Here is a 25,805-nt window from a genome sequence, read left to right on the forward strand (position 1 = left end):
CGGCTACGGGGTCAGACCTGGAGCAGCGCCTGGAGCGGGGCGCCGTCCAGCGCGGCCTCCAGCCGGGTGCGGCCGCCCAGGAAGCCCAGCTCCATCAGCACCGCGAGACCGGACACCTCGGCGCCGGCGCGCTGGATCAGATGGATCGCCGCCTCGGCCGTACCGCCCGTGGCCAGGACGTCGTCCACGATCAGCACGCGGTCGCCGGCGGTCAGGTCCTCGGCGTGCACCTCGATCTCCGCCGAGCCGTACTCCAGGTCGTAGGCCTGGCGCAGGGTGGCCCCGGGCAGCTTGCCCGCCTTGCGGACCGGGATGAAGCCCAGGCCGGCGCGGACGGCGACCGGGGCGCCGAGGATGAAGCCCCGGGCCTCCAGGCCGACGACCTTGGTCGCGCCGGTGTCGGCGGCGATCTGCGCCAGCGCGTCGGTGAGCGCGGTGAAGGCCGCCGGGTCGGCCAGGAGCGGGGTGATGTCCTTGAACATCACGCCCGGCTCCGGGTAGTCGGCCACATCGCGGATGCGGCTCAGCAGGAGTTCCTGGATGTCGGTCATCGGCGCTTTCCGGAGGTACGGCCGCGGCCTCGGCCGCGTGCGGGCTGGTTGCGCGGGCCCACGACGGCGGGGGCGCCGTCGTCGCCGTCGTCACCGGCGGTGGCGCGGACCTCGGCGAGGTCCTCCCCCGCGGCGGCGGCCTGGGCGCGCTTGGCCAGGACCCGCTTGGTGAGGCTCTTCATCGCCGGCTCGCGCTCCTTGAGGTCGGCGACGAGCGGGGTGGCGATGAAGATCGAGGAGTAGGCACCGGCCGCGAGGCCCACGAACAGCGACAGCGAGATGTCGTTGAGCGTGCCCGCGCCGAGGAAGCCGCCGCCGATGAAGAGCAGACCGGCGACCGGCAGCAGCGCGACGACCGTGGTGTTGATGGAGCGGACCAGGGTGCCGTTGATCGAGCGGTTGGCGATCTCGCTGTAGGTGAACCGGGTCTGCTTGGTCAGGTCCTTCGTCTGCTCCTTGAGGCTGTCGAAGACGACGACCGTGTCGTAGAGCGAGTAACCGAGGATGGTCAGCAGACCGATGACCGTGCCGGGCGTCACCTCGAAGCCGACCAGGGCGTAGATACCGGTCGTGATGGTGATGTCGTGGATCAGGGCGACCAGCGCCGCGATGGCCATGCGCCACTCGAAGGCGATCGCCAGGTAGATCACCACGAGGACCATGAAGATCGCCAGGCCCTGCCAGGCCTTGTTGGCGATCTGCTCGCCCCAGCTCGGGCCGACCAGGTCGGCGGCCAGCTTCTCGGGGTCGAGCTTCAGGTCCTTGGCCAGCTCCTGCTTGATCCGGTCGGACTGGCCGGTGTCGATGCCGGCGATCTGGATGCGCAGGCTGCCGTTGCCCAGCTTCTGCACGATGGCCTGGTGGCCGGAGGCCTTGTTGGCGTACTCCTCCGCCTGGGCCACCGAGGCGCTCATCTTCGTGGGCGTCGTGAAGACGGCGCCGCCCTCGAACTCGATGCCCATGTTCAGGCCGCGCACCGCCAGGCCGACGATGGCCGTGATGGTGATCAGGATCGAGATGCCGTACCAGATCTTCCGCTTGCCGACGAAGTCGTACGCGATCTCGCCGCGGTGCAGCCGGGCGCCGATGGTGCCGAGTTTCGACATGGCTCACGCCTCCTTCGGGTCGACGGGGCCGGCTGCGGGACCGGCGGGACGGCGGGTGCGGCGCAGCGGGGGCTTGGCGCCCAGGCCCTTGGGGTCGAGACCGGACCACTTGTGGCCGTCCGCGAAGAACTTGCGGCGGGCGAGGAGCGTCATCAGCGGCTTGGTGAAGAAGAAGACCACGACCACGTCGAGCAGGGTGGTCAGGCCCAGCGTGAAGGCGAAGCCCTGCACCTTGCCGACGGTGACGACGAACAGCACGGCGGCGGCGAGGAACGACACGAAGTCGGAGACCAGGATGGTGCGCCGGGCACGCGGCCAGGCCCGCTCCACCGCGGGGCGCAGCGTGCGGCCCTCACGGATCTCGTCCCTTATGCGCTCGAAGTACACGATGAACGAGTCCGCGGTGATGCCGATGGCGACGATGGCACCGCACACGGCCGGCAGGTTCAGCGCGAAGTTGATGGCCGGGCCGAGCAGCGACATGATCACGTAGGTGAGGATCGCGGAGACCAGCAGCGAGGCCATGGCCACGAGCGACAGGCCGCGGTAGTAGACCACCAGGTAGATCACGACCAGCGCCAGGCCGATCGCGCCCGCGAGCAGACCGGCGTGCAGCTGCTCGCCGCCGAGCGCGGCGGTGACGGTGGTGACGGACTGCTCCTGGAAGGACAGCGGCAGGGCGCCGTACGACAGCATGTTGGCGAGACCCTGCGCCTCGTCCTGCTGGAAGCTGCCGGAGATCTCCGCCTGGCCGCCGGTGATGGACTGCCGCACGTACGGGCTGGAGACGACCTCGCCGTCCAGGACGATGCCGAACTCGTTCTGCGGCTGCGGCTTGCTGGCCAGCTCGCCAGTGATGTCGGCGAACTTCTTGGCGCCCTTGGAGGTGAAGTTCATCTGGACCTGCCAGCCGGCGGCGCCCTGGGTGTCGAAGACGGCCTGCGCCTTCTTCACCTCGGTGCCGTCCACGGCGGCCGGTCCGAGCAGGTACTTGTACCAGGCGTCGTCGATCTTGCCGCACGCCACGATGGGCTGGCCCGGCTTGGCGTTCTTGCCGGCGTTCGCCCGGTCGGTGGGCTTGGTGCAGTCCAGGGCCGCGTACTGCGCCTGGAGCTTGGCGTCCGCGCCGGAGCCGTCGCCGGCCGGGGCCGAGGGCGTGGCCGAGGGCTTGGCGCTGCCGGAGGCGGAGCCGCTCGGCGAGGGGGTGGCGTCGGCCTTCAGGGCGTCGGTGACCGCGCGGCCCTGGGACGTGGCCGAGGCCGAGGGAGACGCGGAACCGGACGCCGTCTCCTTGCCGGAACCGGTCGCCTTCTCCGTGGCCGAGGCGGACGCCGACGGGCTGCTGCCCGGCTTCGGCGACGATCCGCCCTTGGAGGACGCGCTCGGCGACGGGCTCTTCGTGGCGGGGCCGCTGGGCTCGCTCGCCAGGACCGGCCGGAAGTACAGCTTGGCGGTGGTGCCTACCTGCTCCTGGGCCTCCTTGGAGTTGGTGCCCTTGGGGATGTTGACGATGATGTTGTCGTTCCCCTGGGTCTGCACCTCCGCCTCGGAGACACCCAGGCCGTTGACACGGCGGTTCATGATGTCGACCGCGGTGTCCATGTTGGCCTTGTTGATCGCGGACCCCTGATCGGCCTTCGCCTTGAGCGTGATGCTCGTACCACCGGCGAGGTCGATGCCGAGACGCGGAGTGGTGTGCCCGGAGGCGAACATCCCTCCGGCGAGCGCCACGATGGCGATCAGGATGAGGGCCAGCGAGCGCCCTGGCTTGCTCGGGGCGCTCGCGCTTCGGCCCCTCTTAGGTGCTGCCACCTTCTCGTACTCCCTCTCGGGCCGCCCCGCGCCCGGTCGGCGCGGTCGGCCATGACATGGTGTCGGGCTCCCGTGCGGGAAACAGACGCGCCCGGGACACGCGGGGCGCCCGTCATGCGGCCGCCGCGTGATCCCGGGGAGTGACTACTTCGCGTCGGAGTCGCCGTCGGTCTTCTTCGGCTGGTCGTCCGCGCCGGCCTCGGCGGCGTCCTTCTTACCGAGGTCGATCTTGTCGTCCGAGGCGGCGGCAGCGTCGGCGGATCCGTCGGTCTCGTCGGTCTCGGTGAGGGAGGAGGCGTCGTCCGGGACGATGCCGGTGTCGGACTTCAGGTCGTGCTCGATGCCGTGGACGATGCGGTTGTACTCGTCGTCGGTGAGGACGGCGCCGATCGAGTTCTTGGCGAAGAGGAGGTCGACGCCCGGCCCGGCGTCGAGGAGGACCGTGTCCTCGTTGACCTCCTTGACCGTCGCGTACATCCCCCCGATCGTGCGGACTCCGGATCCGGGCTGCATCTGGTTCCGCATGTCGGCGGCCTGCTGCTGCTTCTTCTTGGCCGAACGCGTCATCAGGAACATGGCCGCGATGAGCACGATGAACGGGAGAAGGGTATAGGCATTCACGGGACGGAATTTCCTTCGCGCGACCGCGCGGGTGAGCGGCCTGTTGGATGGGGGTGTGGTCGGCGCCGCCCGCAAGGGCGGCATCGGCGGAGTCTAAGCGAGTCCGCTCTCATGGAACAACGCTCAGCATGGCACCTGGGTTCCGGCCGGGCCATCGCCCTCGCCGCTCGGCCGCCCTCACGCCCCGAACAAGTCCTGTTGTCCGTTTCCCGCCGCCGGCGCCTGCGGTGGGGTCAGGCCCAGGTGCGCCCAGGCGGCGGGGGTGGCGACCCGGCCGCGCGGGGTGCGCGCGAGCAGTCCCTCGCGGACCAGGAACGGCTCGGCGACCTCCTCCACGGTCTCCCGCTCCTCCCCCACCGCGACGGCGAGGGTGGACAGGCCCACCGGCCCACCGCCGAACAGCTTCAGCAGGGCCTGAAGAACGGCGCGGTCCAGCCGGTCCAGGCCGCGCGCGTCGACCTCGTAGACGGCGAGCGCGGCGGCGGCGATCTCCCGGGTGATCACCCCGTCGGCCTTGACCTGCGCGTAGTCGCGGACGCGGCGCAGCAGGCGGTTGGCGATACGGGGCGTGCCCCGGGACCGGCCGGCGATCTCGGCGGCGCCGTCCGGCTCGATCACGACGTCCAGCAGGCTCGCCGAGCGGTGCACCACGCGCTCCAGCTCGTGCGGGGAGTAGAACTCCATGTGCGCGGTGAAGCCGAAGCGGTCGCGCAGCGGCGGCGGCAGCAGGCCCGCCCGCGTGGTCGCGCCGACCAGGGTGAACGGCGGCAGCTCCAGCGGGATCGCGGTGGCGCCGGGGCCCTTGCCCACGATGACGTCGACGCGGAAGTCCTCCATCGCCATGTACAGCATCTCCTCGGCGGGCCGGGACATGCGGTGGATCTCGTCCAGGAAGAGCACCTCGCCCTCCTGGAGCGAGGACAGGATCGAGGCGAGGTCGCCGGCGTGCTGGATGGCGGGGCCGGAGGTGATGCGGATGGGGGCGCCCATCTCGGCCGCGATGATCATCGACAGGGTGGTCTTGCCGAGGCCGGGCGCCCCGGAGAGCAGCACGTGGTCGGCGGTGGCGCCCCGCGCGCGTGCGGCGCGCAGCACCAGGTCGAGCTGTTCGCGGACCTTCTCCTGGCCGATGAACTCGCCGAGGTCCTTGGGGCGCAGGGCGGCCTCGACGGCCTGGTCCTCCCGGTCGGCGGACGCACCGACGAGCCGCTCCTCGGCGGGGGTGGGGGTGGTGTCGTCCCGGTTCACGAAGTTCTCCTAGCGGGGTGACGCGGGTCAGCGGGCGCGGTTCAGGGTCTGCAAGGCGGCCTTCAGCAGCGGGCCCACCTGCGGGGTGCCGGCCGTCGCCTCGGCCTGGGGCGCCACGGCGGCCACCGCCTCGTCGGCCTCGCGGGTGGCATAGCCGAGACCGATCAGGGCCGCGTGCAGCTGGTCGCGCCAGCCCTGGGTGACGGGCGCGCCGACGGCCGGGGCGCCGACGGGCGCGCCGAGCCGGTCCTTCAGCTCCAGCAGCAGCTTCTGCGCGCCCTTCTTGCCGATGCCGGGCACGGCGGTGAGGGCCTTCTCGTCACCGGTGGCGACCGCGCGGCGCAGGGCGTCCGGGGTGTGCACGGCCAGCATGGCCTGGGCCAGGCGCGGGCCGACGCCGCTCGCGGTCTGCAGCAGTTCGAAGACCTGGCGTTCGTCGTCGTCCGCGAAGCCGTACAGGGTGAGCGAGTCCTCGCGGACGACGAGGGAGGTGTGCAGCCGGGCGGGCTTGCCGACGCGCAGGGCCGACAGGGTGTTCGGCGTGCACTGGACGGCCATGCCGACGCCCCCGACCTCGACGACGGCGGCGTCCGGGGCGAGCGCGGCGACCGTGCCGCTGACGAAGGCGATCATGCCGTGGGGCCTTTCGTTGCGTGGGCTGTGTGCCGGGCCACTGCCTGCTGGAGCCGGTTCTGGGCGGGGGCCCGCCAGATGTGGCAGATGGCGAGCGCGAGGGCGTCGGCGGCGTCGGCGGGCTTGGGGGGCGCGGCCAGCCGCAGCAGGCGGGTGACCATGGCGCCCACCTGGGCCTTCTCGGCGCGTCCGGAGCCGGTGACGGCGGCCTTGACCTCGCTGGGGGTGTGCAGGGCGACCGGGATGCCGCGCCGGGCGGCGCACAGCATGGCCACGGCGCTGGCCTGGGCGGTGCCCATGACCGTGCGCACGTTGTGCTGGCTGAAGACGCGCTCCACGGCGACGAACTCGGGCCGGTGCTCGTCCAGCCACTCCTCGATGCCCCGCTCGACGGCGAGCAGCCGGTGGCTGAGGTCGGCGTCGGCCGGGGTGCGGACGACACCGACGCCGAGCATGGTCAGCGGGCGGCCCGCGACGCCCTCGACCACGCCGATCCCGCACCGGGTCAGGCCGGGGTCCACCCCCAGAACACGCACGCGCACCGCTCCCTTCGGTCACCCGATCGCATATTTGTGCAGGCTATCGGGTGCCACTGACAACGCCGTACAACGCGACGGGCCGACGGGGGGTGTCCCGTCGGCCCGGTCGTCAGCCGTACGCGTTACGCGTCGACCTTCTCCATGACCTCGTCGCTCACGTCGAAGTTCGCGAAGACGTTCTGCACGTCGTCGCTGTCCTCCAGCGCGTCGATGAGCTTGAAGATCTTCCTGGCGCCGTCCTCGTCCAGCTCGACCTGCATGGTCGGGACGAAGTTGGCCTCGGCCGACTCGTAGTCGATGCCGGCCTCCTGCAGGGCGGTGCGGACCGCGACGAGGTCGGTCGGCTCGCTGATGACCTCGAAGTTCTCGCCGAGGTCGTTGACCTCCTCGGCGCCCGCGTCCAGCACCGCGCCGAGCACGTCGTCCTCGGTCAGCTCGCCCTTGGGGACGATGACGACGCCCTTGCGGTTGAACAGGTACGACACCGAGCCCGGGTCGGCCATGGAGCCGCCGTTGCGGGTCATGGCGACGCGGACCTCGGAGGCGGCGCGGTTGCGGTTGTCGGTGAGGCACTCGATGAGCACCGCGACGCCGTTCGGGCCGTAGCCCTCGTACATGATCGTCTCGTAGTCGGCGCCACCGGCTTCGAGACCGCCGCCCCGCTTGATCGCGGAGTCGATGTTCTTGTTCGGGACCGACGACTTCTTCGCCTTCTGGACGGCGTCGTACAGCGTCGGGTTGCCGTCGAGGTCGACACCGCCCATGCGCGCCGCGACCTCGATGTTCTTGATCAGCTTCGCGAAGAGCTTGCCGCGCTTGGCATCGATCACGGCCTTCTTGTGCTTCGTCGTGGCCCATTTAGAGTGGCCGGACATCTGCCTGTCTCCTTCGCGTAACCCATCCTGTACGAACGCCCCTCGGTCGAAAGGCCGGGGGGACCCCCGGAGATCCTACAAGGACTCCGCCGCCCGGTTGGCGCGCACCATGTCGACGAACAGCGCGTGCACGCGGTGGTCGCCGGTCAGCTCCGGGTGGAAGGAGGTGGCGAGCGCGTTGCCCTGGCGGACGGCGACGATGTGGCCGTCGTGCTCGGCGAGCACCTCGGCCCCGGCGCCGACGGACTCCACCCAGGGGGCGCGGATGAAGACGCCCTCCACGGGGTCGCCCGTGACGCCCTTGACGTCGACCGACGCCTCGAAGGACTCGTTCTGCCGGCCGAAGGCGTTGCGGCGCACGATCATGTCGATGCCGCCGACGGTCTCCTGGCCCGAGCGCGGGTCGAGGATCTTGTCGGCGAGCATGATCAGGCCCGCGCAGGTGCCGTAGACGGGCATGCCCGCGCGCACGCGCGCGCGGAGGGGCTCCATCACGCCGAAGAGGACGGCCAGCTTGGAGATGGTGGTCGACTCGCCGCCGGGCAGGACGAGACCGTCCACCTCGGCGAGTTCCTCGGGGCGCCGCACCGGCCTGGCCACGGCGTCGGCCGCGGCCAGGGCGATGAGGTGCTCCCGTACGTCGCCCTGGAGGGCCAGGACGCCTATGACAGGAGTGTTCATGGGGGTGCCGTTACCTGTGTGGTCTACCAGCCGCGGTTGGCGTAGCGCTCGGTCTCGGGGAGGGTGTCGCAGTTGATGCCGACCATGGCCTCGCCGAGGTTGCGGGACGCGTCCGCGATGATCTTCGGGTCGTCGTAGAAGGTGGTGGCCTTCACGATGGCGGCGGCGCGCTTGGCCGGGTCGCCGGACTTGAAGATGCCGGAGCCGACGAACACGCCCTCGGCACCGAGCTGGCGCATCAGGGCCGCGTCGGCCGGGGTGGCCACACCGCCGGCGGAGAACAGCACCACCGGGAGCTTGCCCAGCTCGGCGACCTCCTTGACCAGCTCGTACGGGGCGCGCAGCTCCTTGGCGGCGGCGTACAGCTCGTGGTTGTCCAGGCCGCGCAGGCGGGCGATGTCGCCCTTGATCTGGCGCAGGTGACGGACGGCCTCGACCACGTTGCCGGTGCCGGCCTCGCCCTTGGAGCGGATCATCGCGGCGCCCTCGGCGATGCGGCGCAGGGCCTCGCCCAGGTTGGTGGCACCGCACACGAACGGGGTGGTGAAGGACCACTTGTCGGAGTGGTTGACCTCGTCGGCCGGGGTGAGCACCTCGGACTCGTCGATGTAGTCCACGCCGAGGGACTGCAGCACCTGGGCCTCGACGAAGTGGCCGATGCGGGACTTGGCCATCACCGGGATGGAGACCGCGTCGATGATGCCCTCGATCATGTCCGGGTCGGACATCCGGGCCACGCCGCCGTCCTTGCGGATGTCGGCCGGGACTCGCTCCAGGGCCATGACGGCGACGGCGCCCGCGTCCTCGGCGATCTTCGCCTGCTCCGGCGTGACGACGTCCATGATCACGCCGCCCTTGAGCTGCTCGGCCATGCCGCGCTTCACACGGGCGGTGCCGGTCTCGGGAGCCTGGTTCTCGGTGGTGGACACGGATGACCTCACTGATGGGAAAAGAGGGTTGGTGCACCCATGAGGAAACGCGAACCGACCAGGCCACAGCAAGGGCCAATGACAAGCCGGTGGATCCTTTTGTTCACCCGGACTTCATGAGACGCGTTCGACCAGGGCCGCGGGCGGCTCGTCGTCCATCTCGAAGGCCAGCGGGAAGGGGGCGTGGCCGGCCAGCCGGAACCAGCGGACCTTGCGGTGTCCGCGGAGTCTGCGGGCGGCCCCCACGGCGTCGTTGTGGAACCGGCGGGCCATCGGCACCCGGCGGACGGCCTCGGCCAGCTCATGGGCCGCCGCGTCGCCGCCGGGGGCCTCGCGCACCGCCTCCACCTGGGCCGCGTCCTCGAAGACGGCCCGCAGCGCCTGGCTCAGCTCGCTCTCGGCGACCTCCCGCTGCTCCTCCTCGGCCTGCCGGGCCGCGTGCGCGGCCTCGTAGAGCACGATCGAGGCGGCCGGGTCCAGCACGCCGGAGGTCGCCAGCTCCTGGGCCACCGAGGCGCGCCGCAGCAGCTGGGCGTCGAGCGCGGCCCGGGCGGCGTCCATCCGCACGTGCAGCCGGTCCAGCCGCCCGGCCGTCCAGCTGAGGTACACGCCGACGGCGACGAGCGCGACGAGGATCCAGATGAGGGTTGCGGTCACGCCCGAAGGCTATCGGCCGCCGGGAAGCCCCCTCCAAGCCACCGGGTCCGGTGCCGCCAGGCCGTCCGGTTCCGGCCGGGGCCGGCCGGCACGGGACCGGCTCGAGATCCGTGGGGTTCGTACCGGTCCGCTTGTCGCGTGGGCCGGGCGTCCGGCTTCCGGCGCCGAGGTTCCGGCCGTGCGGGGCGGCTCGTCCCGCTCCCCGGGTACCCGGCGGCACACGGGCCGGGGCGGCACCTTCCCTCCCACGCCGCCTACCCCACGCGCGGGCCTCGCCGCGACTACGGACGGCCGGAACCCAGTCCGCCTCGAGACCAGCGGGGTTCATACCGGCCTACTCGTCGCCTCGACCGAACATCCAGCCCCCGGCACCGAGGCGCCGACCGTCCAGGGCCGCTCGACCCACACCCCGGACACCCGGCGGCCCACGGACCCGCCGCCTGCCCCACGCGCGGGCTTCGCCGCGACTGCGGACGGCCGGATCCCGGTCGCGCGTCGCCGGGCTCGCGTATCCCTGCCCGTCCGGGGGCCGCGGACCGGCGTACGGCACACCCGCCGGGACCGACACGCCAGTGACATCAAACGACCCGCCGGGGTCCATAGGGCCGCCGCGGAATCGGCACGGTGGCGGACTCGGCGGGCGTCGGCCGTCCCGGTCCCGTACGGCCGCAAGGCGGGCCCGGCGCGCGCCACTCCGGACGGGCTCCGGTCAGTCACCCCGGCTCATACGTCTCCGGGGCCGGGCCGCGTCCGCCGCCGGACGCCCCGCGACCGGCGCGGGGCCCGCCCGGTGCCGGGCCCGCCCGGGTCAGTCCCGGGCCAGTCCGAAGCGGGCCCGCAGGCCCGTCGTGCGTTCGTCCGTGGCGACCGCCGCCGCGCCCGCCGTCACCGTCTCGTAGACGGACAGGATGTCCGCGCCGACCGTCGACCAGTCGAAGCGCCGTACGTGGGCGCTGCCCCGCGCGCGCAGCTCGGCCAGGCGGGCCGGGTCGCCGAGCAGGCGTACGGCGGCCTCGGCCAGCGCGTCGGCGTCCTCGTTGGCGAACACCTCGCCGGCCTCGCCCTGGTCGAGGACCTGCACGAACGCGTCAAGGTCGGAGGCGAGCACGGGCGCGCCCGCCGACATCGCCTCGACCAGGATGATGCCGAAGCTCTCCCCGCCGGTGTTGGGCGCCACGTACAGGTCGACGCTGCGCAGCAGACGCGCCTTGTCCTGGTCGCTGATCATGCCGAGGAACTCCACGCGCGGGCGCAGTTCCTCGGGCAGGTCGGCGACGGCCGCCTCCTCGTCGCCCCGGCCGGCCACCAGCAGCCGGGTCTCCGGGCGGGCCGCCAGGATCCTCGGCAGCGCCCGCATCAGGACGGGCAGCCCCTTGCGCGGCTCGTCGATCCGGCCGATGAACCCGATGGTGCCGCCCTGCCACTCGGGCCGGGGCTCGGCCTCGGCGAAGAAGTCCACGTCGACGCCGTTGGGGATGACCACCGCGTCCCCGCCGAGGTGCTCGACCAGCGTGCGCCGGGCGTACTCGCTCACCGCGATCCGCGCGCTGATCTTCTCCAGCGCGGCCTGGAGGATCGCGTAGGCGGCGATCATCGCGCGCGAGCGCGGGTTGGAGGTGTGGAAGGTGGCCACGATCGGGCCGGACGCCGCCCAGCAGGTCAGCAGGCCCAGCGAGGGCGAGGTCGGCTCGTGGATGTGCACCACGTCGAAGGCTCCCTCGTGCAGCCAGCGCCGTACCCGCGCGGCCGACAGGAAGCCGAAGTTCAGCCGGGCCACCGAGCCGTTGTACGGCACCGGGACCGCGCGGCCGGCGGAGACGACGTACGGCGGCAGCGGGGTGTCGTCGTCGGCCGGCGCGAGCACGGAGACATGGTGGCCGAGGCGGAGGAAGTACTCGGCGAGGTCACGGATGTGGAACTGGACGCCACCGGGCACGTCCCAGGAGTACGGGCAGACGATCCCGATTCTCACGAGGGTCCCTTCGCGGGGTCGAGGTCGGCGAGCCACAGGCGCTGGAGCATGTGCCAGTCCTCCGGGTGCTCGGCGATCCCGGTGGCGAAGGCGTCGGCCAGTGCCTGTGTCATGACAGACGTCTTCTCCGCGCGCGTACCTGACGCCGGCACCTCGATCGGGGGGTGGACCTGGCCCCGCATGACGGGCGAGTCGTCGTACCAGAGGGTCACGGGCAGCAGCAGCGCGCCCGTGTGCTGGGCCAGCAGGGCCGGACCGGCCGGCATGCGGGCCCGTTCGCCGAAGAAGTCGACCTCGACGCCGGAGGCGGACAGGTCGCGGTCGGCGACCAGGCAGACCAGGCCGCCGTCGCGCAGCCGCCGGGCCAGGGTGCCGAAGGCCGCGCCGCCGCTGTGCGGCAGCACCTCCATGCCCAGGCCCTCGCGGTAGGCCACGAAACGGTCGTAGAGCGACTCCGGCTTCAGCCGCTCGGCGACCGTCGTGAACGGCGTCTCCAGCGCGGTGGTGACCCACGCCCCGGCCAGGTCCCAGTTGGCCAGGTGCGGCAGGGCGAGGACCACGCCCCGGCCGGAGGCCAGCCCCTCGGTCAGATGGTGCAGGTCCTTGGGGACGAAGCCCGTCCTCACCCGCTCGGCGCTCCAGGCCGGCAGCCGGAAGGACTCCATCCAGTACCGCAGGTACGAGCGCATGCCCGCGCGGGACAGCTCCGCGAGGCGCTCCGGGGACGCCCCGGGCACCACGCGCGCGTAGTTCGCCTCCAGGCGCCGTACGCCCTTGCCGCGCCGCTTCCAGGCGGCGTCGGCGATGGTCCGGCCGAGGCGCACCGCGACCGGCTCGGGGAGCTTCTTGACGGTGCTCCAGCCGAGGCCGTACAGCGCGTCGGCGAACCGGTCGGCGGCGCTCACCGCGCGGCCCCGCCGGCCTGTTGAGCGGCCGCCGCCTCGGCCTCCGCGGACTCGCGGCGGACGGTGACCACCCGCTGCACCAGCGTGACCAGGCTGCCCGCCGCGACGATCCACAGCGCGATCGGCAGCAGCCACTGGATGCCCGGCACACCGAACTTGTGCAGGCCCGCGAAACCGGCCGCGACCAGCGAGATCACCAGTCGCTCGGCGCGTTCGACGAGGCCGTTGACGGCGACCGGCAGCCCGATCGACTCGCCGCGCGCCTTGGTGTACGACACCACCTGGCCGCTGGCCAGGCAGAAGATCGACACCGCGCACAGCACGTTGTCGTCGCCGCGGCCCGCGTACCACAGCGCGAACCCGCCGAAGATCGCCCCGTCGGCGACCCGGTCCAGGGTGGAGTCCAGGAACGCGCCCCAGCGGCTGGAGCGGCCCAGCTGGCGGGCCATGTTGCCGTCGACCAGGTCCGAGAAGACGAACAGGGTGATCACGACCGTGCCCCAGAAGAACTCCCCCCTGGGGTAGAAGACCAGCGCCCCCGCGACCACACCGGCCGTGCCGATGAGCGTCACCGTGTCAGGGCTCACCCCCCGCCGGATGAGAAACGCGGCGAACGGTGTGAGGACACGCGTGAAGAATGCACGCGCGTACTTGTTCAGCATGGCCTTCCCGACGGTCGGTGACGCCGCGGCCCCTGCTGGCCGCCGGCTGGCCCATCGTAGCCACGCGCGCGCGTGGCCGACGGGCGGGCACCCGCGGCCGGGTGCCCACGCGCGCCGCGCACGGCGCCCCACGAGGCGCGCGTGACGGAAACGGACATCTGCGCGCACTCTTCGTAGTCCTTCGTATGGACGCAACGTGACGGGAGTGGAAAGCTCGAATAACCGCGGGCGTCGCCGGAGCCGCCAGAGCACGCGGATCCCGCGTGTCCGCGCCCACAGTGACCTCACCGTGCACGGGAGGCAGGATCATGGGCGACAAGGGACAGACACACCACCCCGGAGCCGCCGGCAGGGCTCTCACGGCCGACCGGCCCACCTCCGTACGGAACGTGGTGCTGGTCGGCCACACCGGCTCGGGAAAGACAACCCTGGTGGAGGCCCTCGCGCTGACCGCGGGGGCGGTGAACCGGGCGGGCCGCGTGGAGGACGGCGGCACCGTCTCCGACTACGACGACATCGAGCACCGCCAGCAGCGCTCGGTCCAGCTCTCCCTGGTACCGGTCGAATGGGACGGCATCAAGGTCAACCTGCTCGACACCCCCGGGTACGCCGACTTCGTCGGGGAACTGCGGGCCGGGTTGCGCGCCGCGGACGCCGCCCTCTTCGTCGTCTCGGCCTCGGACGGGGTCGACGGCTCCACCCGGATGGTGTGGGAGGAGTGCGCGGCCGTCGGCATGCCCCGCGCGATCGTGATCACCCACCTGGAGGCCGCCCGCGCGGACTTCGAGGAGATGACGCGGATCTGCGCGGAGGCCTTCGGCGGCGACGACCCCGACGCCGTGCTGCCGCTGTATCTGCCGCTGCGCGGCCCCGAGGGACCCGACGGGCACGCGCCGGTCACCGGGCTGGTCGGCCTGCTGTCGCGAAAACTGTTCGACTACTCGACCGGGGAGCGCAAGGAGTCCGAGCCCGGCGCGGACGAGCTGCCCGGCATCGAGGAGGCCCGCGACCGGCTCATCGAGGGCATCATCGCCGAGAGCGAGGACGAGACCCTCATGGACCGCTACCTGGGCGGCGAGCAGGTCGACGTCAAGACCCTGGTCCAGGACCTGGAGCGGGCCGTGGCCCGCGGGTCCTTCCACCCCGTGCTGGCCGCCGCGCCCGCCGCCGAGGGTGCCCGGCAGGGACTCGGCACCGTGGAGCTGCTGGAACTGATCACCGGCGGCTTCCCCACCCCCTTCGAACACCCCATGCCCGAGGTCACCACGATCGACGGCAGGCCGCGCGAGCTGAAACCCTGCGACACCGACGGCCCGCTGGTCGCCGAGGTCGTCAAGACCTCCTCCGACCCCTACGTGGGCCGCCTCTCCCTCGTCCGCGTCTTCTCCGGCACCCTCCGCCCGGACCAGCCGGTGCACGTCTCCGGGCACGGCCTCGCCGACCGCGGCCACGAGGACCACGACGTGGACGAGAAGGTCGGCGCCCTGTCCATGCCCTTCGGCAAGCAGCAGCGCCCGGTCACCCACGCCGTCGCCGGCGACCTGGTGTGCGTGGCCAAGCTGGGCCGCGCCGAGACCGGCGACACCCTCTCCGCCAAGGACGACCCGCTCCTGATGGAGCCCTGGCAGATGCCCGACCCGCTGCTGCCGGTCGCCATCCACGCGCACAGCAAGGCCGACGAGGACAAACTCTCCCAGGGCCTGGCCCGGCTGGTCGCCGAGGACCCGACGATGCGCCTGGAACAGAACCAGGACACCCACCAGGTCGTCCTGTGGTGCCTGGGCGAGGCGCACGCCGACGTCGCCCTGGAACGGCTGCGCGGCCGCTACGGCGTCCAGGTCGACGTCGTCCCGCACAAGGTCTCCCTGCGGGAGACGTTCGCCGGCAAGGCCACCGGGCGGGGCCGGCACGTCAAGCAGTCCGGCGGGCACGGCCAGTACGCCATCTGCGAGATCGAGGTGGAGCCGCTGCCGGGCGGCTCGGGCATCGAGTTCGTGGACAAGGTGGTCGGCGGCGCGGTGCCCCGGCAGTTCATCCCGTCCGTCGAGAAGGGCGTCCGCGCCCAGGCCGCCAAGGGCGTCGCCGCCGGATACCCCCTGGTCGACGTCCGGGTCACGCTGCTGGACGGCAAGGCCCACTCGGTGGACTCCTCCGACGCCGCCTTCCAGACGGCGGGCGCGCTCGCCCTGCGCGAGGCCGCCGCGGACACGCGGATCCATCTGCTGGAACCGGTCGCCGAGGTGACCGTGCTCGTCGGCGACGCCTACGTGGGCGCCGTGATGAGCGACCTCTCCAGCCGCCGCGGCCGGCTGCTCGGCACCGAGCAGACCGGCTCCGGACGCACGTTGATCCGCGCCGAGGTGCCCGAGTTCGAGATCGGCCGGTACGCCGTCGACCTGCGCTCGCTCTCGCACGGCACCGCCCGCTTCGACCGCGCCTATGCCCGGCACGAGCCGATGCCGCCGCAGATCGCCGAGCGCATTCGCGAACAGGCCGGGGACGAGGGGTAGCACGGAAGCACCGGACCGGCGCACGGGCGGGCGGCTTCGGCCGTCCGCCCACGGCCGTCGGTGCCGGCCTATACGCTGATCACCTGATGACGTCGTGCCGCCGCCGTCCCGGCAGCGGCCCGGCGACCGGTCCAACAGGTGTGCGGAGCAAGGAAGTCGGGAAGGCCGCAGGCACGGCACCGGCGGCGATAGGGGCGGGAATGTCGATAGGAACGGAGTGGGACGGGCCCCAGGTACCCGTCTCGGTCGGCGAGGGGCAGGCGGCGACCGCCGCGCTGGCCTCCGCGGCATACCGGGACAGCCCGATCGAGGAGATCAAGAAGGCCGACAACGAGTGGCACGAGTCGACCGTCAAGGCCGGCCGGATCAAGATGTTCCGGCCCAATCTGGGCGAGGCGTTCTCCCGGGCCCTCGTGGACCGGATGCTGGCCCCCGGCCGCAAACCGCTCATCCAGTCCTTCGGCACCGAACCGCAGTTCGTGGTCGAGCACGCCCTGGCCGCCAACAACATCCGCCGGGAGCGGGACAACCGCCTGACGGTCATCACCGTCGTCTGCGGCCTGCTCTTCCTGCCCGGCATGATCGGCTGGCTGCTCGTCTTCCTGCTGCGCTCCTTCGTCGCCCGCCGCGAGGACAAGCGGGCCGGGACGCTGGCCACCACGCTCCTGCTGGGCTTCGGCCTGCTCGCCGTGCTGTTCCTGGTCAAGATGCCGTTCTCCGGCTTCTGGGCGTGGTACGCCCGCGCGGCCGTCGTCGCCCCCGTGGTCGGCTGGTACCTGGCCAAGCAGCTGTGCGAACGCACCGCCAAGGACCTGCGCGCCCGCTGGGACGGCCTGCTCTCCGGGACCAGCGTCGGCGCCAAGATCCCCGAGGCCGTGCCCCGCGGCCCCGACCAGACCGCCGCCGAGAAGCTGCGCCAGTCCCTGGCCCGGCTGACGGCCGAGCAGCAGTCCAACTCGGTCTTCTACGCCGGCCCCAAGGGCATACTCGGCATGGGCACCCGCTGGGGTGCCTGGCAGCTCGCCGAGGACCTGGTGCCCGCCGACCCCGGCCGGGAGATCCACCCCTTCCGCAGCTGGGACGTGATACGCGCGATCCACGACAAGCTGTCCCTGCTGGAACGCGGCCCGCTGCACACCGGCGGCTTCCCCAAGCCCTCCGTACGGCACTGGATCGTCACACCGATCGGTGAGAAGGCCACGGCGGTGTCCCGCCCCGAGGGCGCCGATGTCGAGGCGTTCCAGGTCAAGCCGCACGCCATACAGGAGATCTGCAACAAGCAGCAGTTCGGCAGCGGCGACCGGCACTACCTGGGCGTGCAGTGGACCCTGTGGGACGGACAGCTGGTGATCACCATGCTGATCACCGTCACCGTGCTGCACCAGACCCTGCGCATCGAGGTCACCGGGCACGCGCTGGGACCGGTGAATTCGCTGTTCACCAGCAAGCCGGAGGCACCGACCAAGGAAGTCGCCAAATCCCTCAAGCCCTGGGAGAACCGCACGATCAAGCTGCCGCTGGTCACCACCGACGAGGTCGTACGGCTCGCCGTCCGCGCCCCGCTCACCTGGTACCCGCCGCTGCTGAACTGGCTCGGCGGCTCCCTCGGCCTGCCCGAACCGTTCGGTCTGCGGCACGCCTGGGCCGACCAGCCGTGGCGCCATCGTTTCATGGCCGACGACGCGCTGCGCGCGGCCACGCCGGTGCTGCGCGTGGTGCACTCGGCGGCGATCAAGGTGCTGGAGGAGAACGGAGTGGACACCGAGAAGTTCGGCGCCCGCTCGTCGTTCCTCAGCGGCAACGTCCAGGACCCGACGCCGAGGAAGGCCGATCTCTACGACGCGTGACCGGGTGCCCTCCACGGAGGGCACCCCGCCATCCGGCTAGGCGGCCGGCCAGGCCTCCGCGAGCATCTTCCGGGTGTCGGCCAGCAGCTGCGGCAGGATCTTCGTGTGCCCCACCACCGGCATGAAGTTCGTGTCCCCGCCCCAGCGCGGCACGATGTGCTGGTGCAGATGCGCGGCGATGCCGGCGCCCGCGACCGAGCCCTGGTTCATGCCGATGTTGAACCCGTGCGCGCCGGACGCGGTGCGCAGGGCCGTCATCGCCTGCTTGGTCAGCTCCGCCAGCTCGGCGGTCTCCGGCCCGGTCAGCTCGGTGTAGTCGGCCACGTGCCGGTAGGGCACGGTCATCAGGTGGCCGCCGTTGTACGGGTACAGGTTGAGCACGGCGTAGACCTGCTCACCGCGCCGCACGATCAGCCCGTCCTCGTCCGACTTGGCCGGGATCGAGCAGAAGGGGCAGCCGTCGCCGGCCCCCGGACCGGTCGGCTTGTTCTCGCCCTGGATGTAGGCCATCCGGTGGGGCGTCCACAGGCGCTGGAACGCGTCCTGCGTCCCCACTCCGATCTGCTGCTCCGGCTCACTCGTCATGCTAGGCAGCATATGGCGTCACCCCGGCCCGCCGTGCGGCCGGGGCGGACTCGGGGCGCTGCCACGCGGGAGCGGCCCCCGGGACGGTGGTCCCGGGGGCCGCGGAGCCGGTACGGATCAGATCTGGGTCCGCTCCGCCACGATCTGCTCGATCTTCGCGATGGCCTCGTCGAACGGGATGCCGTTCTCCTGCGAGCCGTCGCGGTAGCGGAAGGACACCGAGCCGTTGGACATGTCCTCGTCGCCGGCGATGACCATGAACGGCACCTTCTGCTTCTGCGCGTTCCTGATCTTCTTCTGCATGCGGTCCGAGGAGGAGTCCACCTCGACCCGCAGACCCTTCTTCCTGGCCGCGGTCGCGAACTTCTGGAGGTACTCCACGTGCGCGTCGCCGATCGGGATGCCGATCGCCTGGACCGGGGCCAGCCACGCCGGGAAGGCGCCCGCGTAGTGCTCCAGCAGGACGGCGAAGAACCGCTCGATGGAGCCGAACAGCGCGCGGTGGATCATGACGGGGCGCTGCTTGGAGCCGTCCGGGCCGGTGTACTCCAGGTTGAACCGCTCGGGCAGGTTGAAGTCGAGCTGGATGGTCGACATCTGCCAGGTCCGGCCGATGGCGTCCTTCGCCTGGACGGAGATCTTCGGACCGTAGAAGGCGGCGCCGCCCGGGTCGGGCACGAGGGGCAGGCCCTGCTTCTCGGCGACCTCGCGCAGGGTCTCGGTCGCCTCCTCCCAGACCTCGTCGGAGCCGACGAACTTCTCCGGGTCCTTGGTCGACAGCTCCAGGTAGAAGTCGGTCAGGCCGTAGTCCCGCAGCAGGCCGAGGACGAAGGTGAGCGTCTTGTCCAGCTCCTCGGACATCTGCTCACGGGTGCAGTAGATGTGCGCGTCGTCCTGCGTGAAGCCCCGCGCACGGGTCAGGCCGTGCACGACGCCCGACTTCTCGTACCGGTACACGGTCCCGAACTCGAACAGACGCAGCGGCAGCTCGCGGTACGACCGGCCGCGCGCGTCGAAGATCAGGTTGTGCATCGGGCAGTTCATGGGCTTGAGGTAGTAGTCCACGCCCTCGTCGAGCTGCATGGGCGGGTACATGCCCTCGGCGTACCAGTCCAGGTGCCCGGACGTCTCGAAGAGCTTCCCCTTCGTGGCGTGCGGGGTGTAGACGAACTCGTAGCCCTCTTCCTCGTGGCGGCGGCGCGAGTAGTCCTCCATCACGCGGCGGACGATGCCGCCCTTGGGGTGGAAGACGGCCAGGCCGGAGCCGATCTGCTCGGGGATCGAGAAGAGGTCCAGCTCGGTGCCGAGCTTGCGGTGGTCGCGCTTCTCGGCCTCGGCGAGGAAGTCGAGGTACGCCTTCAGCTCGTCCTTGGACGGCCAGGCGGTGCCGTAGATGCGCTGGAGCATCGGGTTCTTCTCGCTGCCGCGCCAGTAGGCGGCGGCGTTGCGCATCAGCTTGAACGCCGGGATGAGCCGGGTCGAGGGCAGGTGCGGACCGCGGCACAGGTCCTTCCAGCACAGCTCGCCGGTCTTGGCGTCCAGGTTGTCGTAGATCGTCAGCTCGCCGGCGCCGACCTCGACGTCCGCGCCGTCGTCGTGCGAGGCCGAGCCCTTGAGGCCGATCAGCTCCAGCTTGTACGGCTCGTCCGCCAGCTCCTCGCGGGCCGCCTCGTCGGTGACGACACGACGGGCGAACCTCTGCCCGCGCTTCTGGATCTCCTGCATCTTCTTCTCGATGGCCTTGAGATCCTCGGGCGTGAACGGCTTGTCCACGTCGAAGTCGTAGTAGAAGCCGTCCTTGACGGGCGGGCCGATGCCCAGCTTGGCCTCGGGGAACAGCTCCTGCACGGCCTGCGCCATGACGTGCGCGGTGGAGTGGCGCAGGATGTTCAGGCCGTCCTCGGACGAGATCTCGACACCCTCGACCTCGTCGCCGTCGGACAGTGCATACGTGAGGTCCTTCAGCTCGCCGCCCACGCGTGCGGCGATGATCGAGCGCTCGCCCGCGAAGAGGTCGGCGGCCGTAGTGCCCGTCGTCACCACGCGTTCTTCCCGCTCGGAATCGCGTTGGATGATCACACGGACGTCTGACACCGGTCTCTCCTGACTGAAGGTGGGTGCGGCGCCATACCAGGAGCGCGCGCACAGGCGATCGTACCGACCCGACGGCACCGACCGCGAAACGGTCACCCTCCGTCCACGCCCGGCTACGCGCCCCCGCCGGTCTCCTCCGGGGGGCCGGGGGTCCTCCTGGAGGGGCCTCGGCAGCCGGTCGACGGCCTCGCGGGGGGCGAGCGCGGCGGGGCCAGGGGCGCGGCACCGGCATGACGACCGGGGTCTTGGCGGCCGTGGGCCGCTGAACTGCGCGGACCCGTACTCCTGTTCCCTCCTGGCGGCGTACGGCGCAAACGGCCCGGGTATCACCAAACGGCAGAAGACGGGACGTCAGCTGCCGTGGGTGAGCGAGGTGTTGGGATGACGACCTGGTACGAGGGGCCGCTGGCCGCCTTCGACACGGAGACGACGGGCGTCGACGTCGAGACCGACCGGATCGTGTCGGCCGCCGTCGTCGTCCAGGACGCGCCGGGGACCCGGCCCCGGGTGTCGCGCTGGCTGGTGAATCCGGGGGTGCCGGTGCCGGCGGAGGCGACGGCGGTGCACGGGCTGACGGAGGAGCACCTCCAGCACAACGGGCGCTGGCCGGCGCCGGTGATGTACGAGATAGCCGAGCAGCTGGCGGAGCACGCGACGCTGGGCCGCCCGCTGGTGGTGATGAACGCGCCGTTCGATCTGACGCTGCTGGACCGGGAGTTGCGCCGGCACCGGGCGTCGTCGCTGGCGCGCTGGTTCGACTCGGTGCCGCTGAAGGTGCTGGATCCGCGGGTGCTCGACCGGCAGCTGGACCGGTACCGCAAGGGCCGCCGCACGCTGAGCGATCTGTGCGCGCACTACGGCGTGACATCGCAGGGCGCGCATGACGCGGCGGCGGACGCGCTGGCCGCGCTGGATGTCGTACGGGCGCTGGGGCGGCGTTTCGCGACCCGGCTGGAGCGGCTGTCCCCGGCCGAGTTGCACGCGCTCCAGGTGGAGTGGCACGCGGCGCAGGCGCGCGGGTTGCAGGCGTGGTTCGCGCGCAGTGGTTCGGAGGAGACGGTGTGCACTCAGTGGCCGCTGCGGCCGGAGCTGCCGGCGGCGGCGTGACCTGGGTGCCGGCGTGGAAGCGGACATGAAGACGGCATGAAGAAGGCCGGTCCGCTGTGGCGGACCGGCCTTTTCCCGGTGGGCGATACTGGGATCGAACCAGTGACCTCTTCGGTGTGAACGAAGCGCTCTCCCGCTGAGCTAATCGCCCGGGAACGCACTGAACAATACAGGTCCGGGCGCCCTTCGTTCAAACCGCCTCCAGACGGCGCAGCAGTCCGCGCCGTCCGGCCCGCATCATCAGGCGGTGATTGAGGCGGAACAGGGGCCGTCCGGGCAGGGCGAGCCGCCTGAGCAGGGGCCGGCCCACGAAGACGTCCTGTTCGTAGCGGGCGAGGGTGCCGGGGCCGCCGGCGGTGATCGTCCAGCGGGCCCAGCCGTGGAGGTCTCCGGAGAGGGCGGCCTCCAGGACGCCGGCGGCCGGGTCGCGGCGGGTCTGCCGCAGGGTGGCGGTGAGGGCGAGGGGCAGCGCGGAGCGGATGACGATCAGGCCGGTGTGTTCGTCCAGGCGGGTCGCCGACCGCACCTGGGGCCACCACCGGGGGTAGTCGTCGGCCCGCTCCAGCACCGCGTAGACGGCGGCGGGCGGGGCGGGCAGGGGCCATGTGCTGTGGAAGCGGTAGTGGTGGGGGTCCATGGGGCGAGTGTGACGGGGTGGGCGGATAAATCTGAGTACGCGTACTCAGGTGCCCTGCCGTGGGCCGGGTCACACTGGGAGGGTGAGCGCCGCCGCCCGTGCTGCGGCGCTCCCCCAGCCGCCTCATGGCTGGACCGGCATCCTGTCGCCGAGCAGGGCGAGGTTCTCGATGGCGGCGAGGCCGTAGAGGGCGGTGTCGTTGGTGGACACCCAGGCCGCCTCGCGGCCCTCCACCAGGCCGGCCGGTCCGGTCAGCTTCTCGGTCTTCCAGGGCGCGGACTCGGTGTAGCCGTCGGAGTTGTAGAACTTGGCCCAGGCGCGCTTGGCGAGGGCCGGGTCGCCGGTCTGTACGGCGGCGTAGGCGTCGAGGCGCGAGTGGCCCTGGAACAGCAGCAGGGTGCCGAAGTTGGTGCCGTAGCGGGCGGCCTGTTCGGCCTTGGTGGCGTTGAAGTAGCGGCAGTAGTCCAGGTACGCCTCCTTGAACTTCGGCATGTCGACGAGGTGGATGAGTTCGGCGCACAGTTCGTTGAGTCCGAAGACGGCCGAGAGGTGGGAGACGGAGACGGCCGGCTTGCCGGCGACGGCGAACTCGCCGGTGTCGAGGTCGTAGAGCCCGCTGCCCTGGACGAAGCCGTTGGGCTGGGCGGCGATGCCCGCCATCGTGGACAGCACGCGTGCCTTGGCCTTCTCCCACTTGGGGCCCTTGCGTTCCCACTCGGTGAGCCAGGCCGACACCAGGCCGCTCCAGTCGGTGCCGAAGCCGATGGACAGGGCGTGCCGGTCGGGGGTGTAGGGGTCGGTGCGGACCTTGCGCTGGGGGTCGAGGACGAGGAAGGTCTCGTCGGAGTCGACGTTGGCGTGCATGAGGTCGCCGACGCGTTCGTCGGCGGTGAGGAAGTAGTAGAAGCGCCGGTAGGTGGTGTTGGCGATGCGCTGCTGTTTGGCGCTGTCGGCGAAGTGCTGGACGCCGTGCCGGGTGCCGAGGCCGGCCCAGGTGCCGAGGTGGTAGACGTCGACCTCGCCGGTGTGCCGGGTCATGGCCTCGGCGAAGCGGAAGATGTCGGACCGGCCGCTTCTGAGGTACGCGTACCAGAGCCACAGGTCGGGTGAGAGTTCGGAGTTGTCCCAGGCGTAGCCGCCGATGTCGTAGCGCCATACGTGCCGGGCGGAGTCGTAGGTGTGCATGATGTCGCCGTAGTCCCAGAAGCCGTACCAGCGGCGCGTCTCCACCTGGTCCTTGTAGTAGGTGAAGAGGAAGTCGAGGTGGTCCTCGATCCTGGCCTTGGCGGGGGTGGAGCGGTCGGGCTCGGAGTACAGGCCGGGGCCGAAGACCTTGGCCTTGATGAGCTGCTTGGGCGGGGCGGCGAGCTGCGGCAGGACGCGTACGGCTTCGGCCTGCCGGGCGAGGGTGTCGGCGGTGGGGGTGGAGTCGTTGGCCCAGAAGAGGAGTTCGGAGGTACGGGCGATGCCGTAGGGGGTGCCGAAGCCGGGCTCGTAGTCCTCGTAGGTGATGTTGAGGCCCTCGAGCTGTTCGGCGTAGGTGTCCTGGCCCATGCCGTCGTGGTAGAAGCGCAGGTCCATGGGCTGGGCCTCGGGTGACCAGAGCCAGAGGGTGACGGTGGCCTGGTCGGTGTGGGCGTCGCGGATGTCGAGCTGGGCGGGGAACTTCTCCCAGAAGTCGCGCAGGCCGAAGGAGAGGCCGCCGCTCGCGCCGCCGACGTAGCCGAAGCCGGAGGCGCGCCGGCCGCCGCCGGCGGTGATCCAGCCGTGGCCCTTCTTGGTGCGCTTGCGGACGGTGAAGCCGTCGGCGGAGAGCTGGGCGAGGGTGTAGTCGCCCCAGTGCGGGATGTACCCCAGCCGGGTGGTGACCCGCTGGTCCCAGGTAGCGGGGTCGGGCAGCTTCCTCCCCTCGTACTGGGCGGCCTGGACGGCGGCGCCGGGGTCGCGGCGCAGTCCGGTGATGCCCTGGACGGCCTCGCGCAGCAGTCCGGTGCCCTCGCCGCCGATGCGGATGTGCCGGTCGTAGGCCGCGTCGCGCATCGGCACGGTGAAGCGGACTCCGAGGCCGCGGATGAAGTCGCCGCTCGCCTTGCCGGGCTCCTGCTTCCCGTCGTAGGTGATGGTGTGCACCATGCGGAAGGAGTCGGAGCCGGCGTAGAAGTACAGGCGGAGGGAGAACGGCAGCCACTCCCGGTCGCCCTTGCGGTGCTTGCCGTCGACGCGGACGACGGCCCGGACCGGTCCGTCCTGTTCGACGGTGACGGCGGAGACGGCGCCGTCGAAGCGTTCGGTCCTGACCGCGCCCTGGTCCTCGTCCTCGATCTCGGGCTGGCGGAGCAGGACGAGCCGGCCGTTGCGGGCGATCTCGGTGGAGCCGCGGGTGACGGACTTGATGAGCGTGGAGCCGTTCTTGCCGATCTTCGCGGTGATGACGCCGGTGGAGACGTCGATGGTGCCGCCGCCGCTGTCGACGGTGACCTTCCGCGCGGGCTCGGCGGGGGTGCCCGTGGTGAGCGTGAGCTTGCCGGTGCCGGTGGCGACGGCGTGGGCGGTCCATTTGAGGGAGCCGTCGGGCCAGTAGGCGAGCGGCCAGGTCTGCACGGGGACGTGCCCGCCGTCGGCGTCGGTGACCGCGAAGGACTGGTCCGCCTGGTGGGCGCCCATCGGCCAGGGCACGCCGACGGTGGCGCCGGGCGCGGCGCCGAGGCCGCCGTCCTCCAGCCAGTCCAGGGTCACCGGGTCGGCGCCGTCGGCGGCGGCAGCGGGCGCGGCCTCGGCGTCCCGGGCGCCCAGGGCCCAGCTGAGCTGGGCGGCCGCTCCGGCGACGGCGGCGGCCTTGAGAAGGGACCTGCGGGGGATGGGGGACATGACCTTTCCTTCCATGGGCGGGGTGGTGGGTGCGGTCAGGGGCATGACAGGGGTGGCTACGGCGCTCAGGGCGCGGGGTCCGAGAAAAGGGGTGTGGATGTGGCGGTTGCCCGGCTCCCCTGGGCCGGGTCGTTCAGTGCCGCCCGGGTCCGGAAGCAGCCCGTTCAGCGGCGCGCGGGTCCGGGAACCGCCCGTTCGGCGAAGCCGGAGTCCGGGCCGCGGGCTTTCCCGGGCGTCTGACTTCGGTAGCCGCGGGCTCCAGCGCGTCGGTTTCCGGCGGCCGCTGGTTCCGGCGGCCCCGGAGTGCGGGGCGTTGCCGGCCTTTCCCGTGCCGCGCGCTCCGCGGGCCACCGCTGAGACCGGCGGGGCCGGGGGTCACCGGCGGCGGTAACGCTCCTCGACGGCGACGGCCGCCCCTGCCACGACTCCCAGCACGGGGACCGCCAGCGGGGCGATGAGCAGGGCCGGACAACAGGTGAGGACGGCTCCGCCGACCAGCAGGAAGGAGCCCGCGGGGTCCCGTACGGTGCGCCGCCCGGCGTCGGCGAGCAGGACCCGCCAGCGCTCGCCGGGCGCCCACACCGCCGCCGCCCGCAGCCCGGCCACCGCGAGCCCGAGCAGCGCGAGCAGTCCCACGGCCCCGACCAGGGGCCCGCCGGGCAGTCCGGCGCGTACGGCCCGGACGTCCAGCCAGGCGACCGCCGCGGCGGCCCAGCCGACGGCGCCGACGGCCCATCCCCCGCGCAGCGCGGAGCGGAGGTCGGCGGTGAACTCCCGCCATCCGCCGCCCTGGTGGGCGGTGCGCCGGCGCAGGTGCCGGGCGCCGGCGGCGAACGCGGCCGGGTAGGTGACCACGCCGAGGCAGGCCACCGCGATCCACACCCCGGTCAGCAGGGACTCGGCGAAGACGCCGTACCGCTCCGCGAACCCGGACTCCCGGCGCGGCCGCACCCGTGCTTGGGACAT

Annotated in this window: 22 protein-coding genes and 1 tRNA gene; 3 read left to right on the forward strand and 20 right to left on the reverse strand. The window is 71.9% G+C overall.

The features are described from left to right. Nucleotides 1-11 precede the first annotated feature (11 nt). From IE251_RS22750 to pgsA, 14 genes are all read right to left on the reverse strand, one after another. Entirely contained in the window at nucleotides 12-551 is a 540-nt protein-coding gene (locus IE251_RS22750; RefSeq protein WP_189754866.1) for an adenine phosphoribosyltransferase, read from the reverse strand. Next, nucleotides 548-1,657: a protein translocase subunit SecF gene (gene secF, locus IE251_RS22755; RefSeq protein ID WP_189754867.1), complete on the reverse strand. Its 1,110-nt coding sequence runs from the start codon at nucleotides 1,655-1,657 to the stop codon at nucleotides 548-550. Before secF ends, IE251_RS22750 begins: the two co-directional genes overlap by 4 nt. Nucleotides 1,658-1,660: 3 nt before the next feature. After that, the gene (gene secD, locus IE251_RS22760) at nucleotides 1,661-3,469 is read right to left on the reverse strand and encodes a protein translocase subunit SecD (RefSeq protein WP_189754868.1); all 1,809 of its coding nucleotides are present in this window, start codon (nucleotides 3,467-3,469) and stop codon (nucleotides 1,661-1,663) included. A gap of 144 nt (nucleotides 3,470-3,613) precedes the next feature. After that, nucleotides 3,614-4,090, reverse strand: coding sequence for a preprotein translocase subunit YajC (gene yajC / locus IE251_RS22765; protein ID WP_189754869.1), 477 nt, complete (start codon nucleotides 4,088-4,090; stop codon nucleotides 3,614-3,616). A 177-nt stretch (nucleotides 4,091-4,267) separates the two neighbouring features. Further along, nucleotides 4,268-5,338, reverse strand: a complete 1,071-nt coding sequence (gene ruvB / locus IE251_RS22770; RefSeq protein ID WP_189754870.1) for a Holliday junction branch migration DNA helicase RuvB — start codon at nucleotides 5,336-5,338, stop codon at nucleotides 4,268-4,270. Nucleotides 5,339-5,365: 27 nt separating this feature from the next. After that, entirely contained in the window at nucleotides 5,366-5,971 is a 606-nt protein-coding gene (ruvA, locus tag IE251_RS22775; protein ID WP_189754871.1) for a Holliday junction branch migration protein RuvA, read from the reverse strand. Then, the gene (gene ruvC, locus IE251_RS22780) at nucleotides 5,968-6,507 is read right to left on the reverse strand and encodes a crossover junction endodeoxyribonuclease RuvC (protein WP_189754872.1); all 540 of its coding nucleotides are present in this window, start codon (nucleotides 6,505-6,507) and stop codon (nucleotides 5,968-5,970) included. The genes ruvA and ruvC overlap by 4 nt, the downstream gene beginning before the upstream one ends. A 125-nt stretch (nucleotides 6,508-6,632) precedes the next feature. Continuing rightward, nucleotides 6,633-7,385, reverse strand: a complete 753-nt coding sequence (locus IE251_RS22785; RefSeq protein ID WP_189754873.1) for a YebC/PmpR family DNA-binding transcriptional regulator — start codon at nucleotides 7,383-7,385, stop codon at nucleotides 6,633-6,635. A gap of 75 nt (nucleotides 7,386-7,460) precedes the next feature. Then, complete coding sequence (gene pdxT, locus IE251_RS22790) at nucleotides 7,461-8,066, reverse strand: pyridoxal 5'-phosphate synthase glutaminase subunit PdxT (RefSeq protein WP_189754874.1); 606 nt, start codon at nucleotides 8,064-8,066, stop codon at nucleotides 7,461-7,463. Nucleotides 8,067-8,089: 23 nt separating this feature from the next. Beyond that, entirely contained in the window at nucleotides 8,090-8,995 is a 906-nt protein-coding gene (pdxS, locus tag IE251_RS22795) for a pyridoxal 5'-phosphate synthase lyase subunit PdxS (RefSeq protein ID WP_030781005.1), read from the reverse strand. A gap of 114 nt (nucleotides 8,996-9,109) precedes the next feature. Beyond that, nucleotides 9,110-9,652, reverse strand: coding sequence for a LemA family protein (locus IE251_RS22800; protein WP_189754875.1), 543 nt, complete (start codon nucleotides 9,650-9,652; stop codon nucleotides 9,110-9,112). A gap of 808 nt (nucleotides 9,653-10,460) precedes the next feature. Then, nucleotides 10,461-11,624: a glycosyltransferase family 4 protein gene (locus tag IE251_RS22805; RefSeq protein WP_189754876.1), complete on the reverse strand. Its 1,164-nt coding sequence runs from the start codon at nucleotides 11,622-11,624 to the stop codon at nucleotides 10,461-10,463. After that, the gene (locus IE251_RS22810; RefSeq protein ID WP_189754877.1) at nucleotides 11,621-12,529 is read right to left on the reverse strand and encodes a phosphatidylinositol mannoside acyltransferase; all 909 of its coding nucleotides are present in this window, start codon (nucleotides 12,527-12,529) and stop codon (nucleotides 11,621-11,623) included. Before IE251_RS22810 ends, IE251_RS22805 begins: the two co-directional genes overlap by 4 nt. After that, entirely contained in the window at nucleotides 12,526-13,191 is a 666-nt protein-coding gene (gene pgsA, locus IE251_RS22815) for a phosphatidylinositol phosphate synthase (RefSeq protein ID WP_030781016.1), read from the reverse strand. The genes IE251_RS22810 and pgsA overlap by 4 nt, the downstream gene beginning before the upstream one ends. 308 nt (nucleotides 13,192-13,499) lie before the next feature. Here pgsA and IE251_RS22820 point away from each other — a divergent pair, with 308 nt between their 5' ends. Both IE251_RS22820 and IE251_RS22825 read left to right on the forward strand, forming a co-directional pair. Then, complete coding sequence (locus IE251_RS22820) at nucleotides 13,500-15,701, forward strand: elongation factor G-like protein EF-G2 (RefSeq protein ID WP_189754878.1); 2,202 nt, start codon at nucleotides 13,500-13,502, stop codon at nucleotides 15,699-15,701. Between the two features lie 200 nt (nucleotides 15,702-15,901). Further along, on the forward strand, nucleotides 15,902-17,548 hold the full coding sequence (locus tag IE251_RS22825; protein WP_189754879.1) for an AbeC-like domain-containing protein: 1,647 nt from the start codon (nucleotides 15,902-15,904) through the stop codon (nucleotides 17,546-17,548). 36 nt (nucleotides 17,549-17,584) lie between these two features. Here the strand turns inward: IE251_RS22825 and IE251_RS22830 are convergent, their stop codons facing one another. After that, nucleotides 17,585-18,145 carry an HIT family protein gene (locus IE251_RS22830; RefSeq protein ID WP_189754880.1) on the reverse strand — a complete coding sequence of 187 codons (561 nt, stop codon included), beginning with the start codon at nucleotides 18,143-18,145 and terminating at the stop codon, nucleotides 17,585-17,587. A gap of 105 nt (nucleotides 18,146-18,250) precedes the next feature. Further along, nucleotides 18,251-20,227, reverse strand: a complete 1,977-nt coding sequence (thrS, locus tag IE251_RS22835) for a threonine--tRNA ligase (RefSeq protein ID WP_189754881.1) — start codon at nucleotides 20,225-20,227, stop codon at nucleotides 18,251-18,253. A gap of 381 nt (nucleotides 20,228-20,608) precedes the next feature. On the opposite strand from thrS, the gene IE251_RS22840 reads away from it, so the two are divergent. Beyond that, the gene (locus IE251_RS22840; RefSeq protein WP_189754882.1) at nucleotides 20,609-21,334 is read left to right on the forward strand and encodes a 3'-5' exonuclease; all 726 of its coding nucleotides are present in this window, start codon (nucleotides 20,609-20,611) and stop codon (nucleotides 21,332-21,334) included. Nucleotides 21,335-21,413: 79 nt separating this feature from the next. Here the strand turns inward: IE251_RS22840 and IE251_RS22845 are convergent. The 4 genes from IE251_RS22845 to IE251_RS22860 form a co-directional block, all read right to left on the reverse strand. After that, nucleotides 21,414-21,485: transfer RNA gene (locus IE251_RS22845), tRNA-Val, on the reverse strand. 39 nt (nucleotides 21,486-21,524) lie between these two features. Then, complete coding sequence (locus tag IE251_RS22850) at nucleotides 21,525-21,971, reverse strand: SRPBCC family protein (protein ID WP_189754883.1); 447 nt, start codon at nucleotides 21,969-21,971, stop codon at nucleotides 21,525-21,527. Nucleotides 21,972-22,094: 123 nt separating this feature from the next. Continuing rightward, complete coding sequence (locus IE251_RS22855) at nucleotides 22,095-24,839, reverse strand: exo-rhamnogalacturonan lyase family protein (RefSeq protein ID WP_189754884.1); 2,745 nt, start codon at nucleotides 24,837-24,839, stop codon at nucleotides 22,095-22,097. Between the two features lie 375 nt (nucleotides 24,840-25,214). Next, nucleotides 25,215-25,805, reverse strand: a complete 591-nt coding sequence (locus IE251_RS22860; protein WP_189754885.1) for a hypothetical protein — start codon at nucleotides 25,803-25,805, stop codon at nucleotides 25,215-25,217.

The sequence above is a fragment of the Streptomyces eurythermus genome (assembly GCF_014649115.1).
In the GTDB taxonomy this organism is placed as follows: Bacteria; Actinomycetota; Actinomycetes; order Streptomycetales; family Streptomycetaceae; genus Streptomyces; species Streptomyces eurythermus.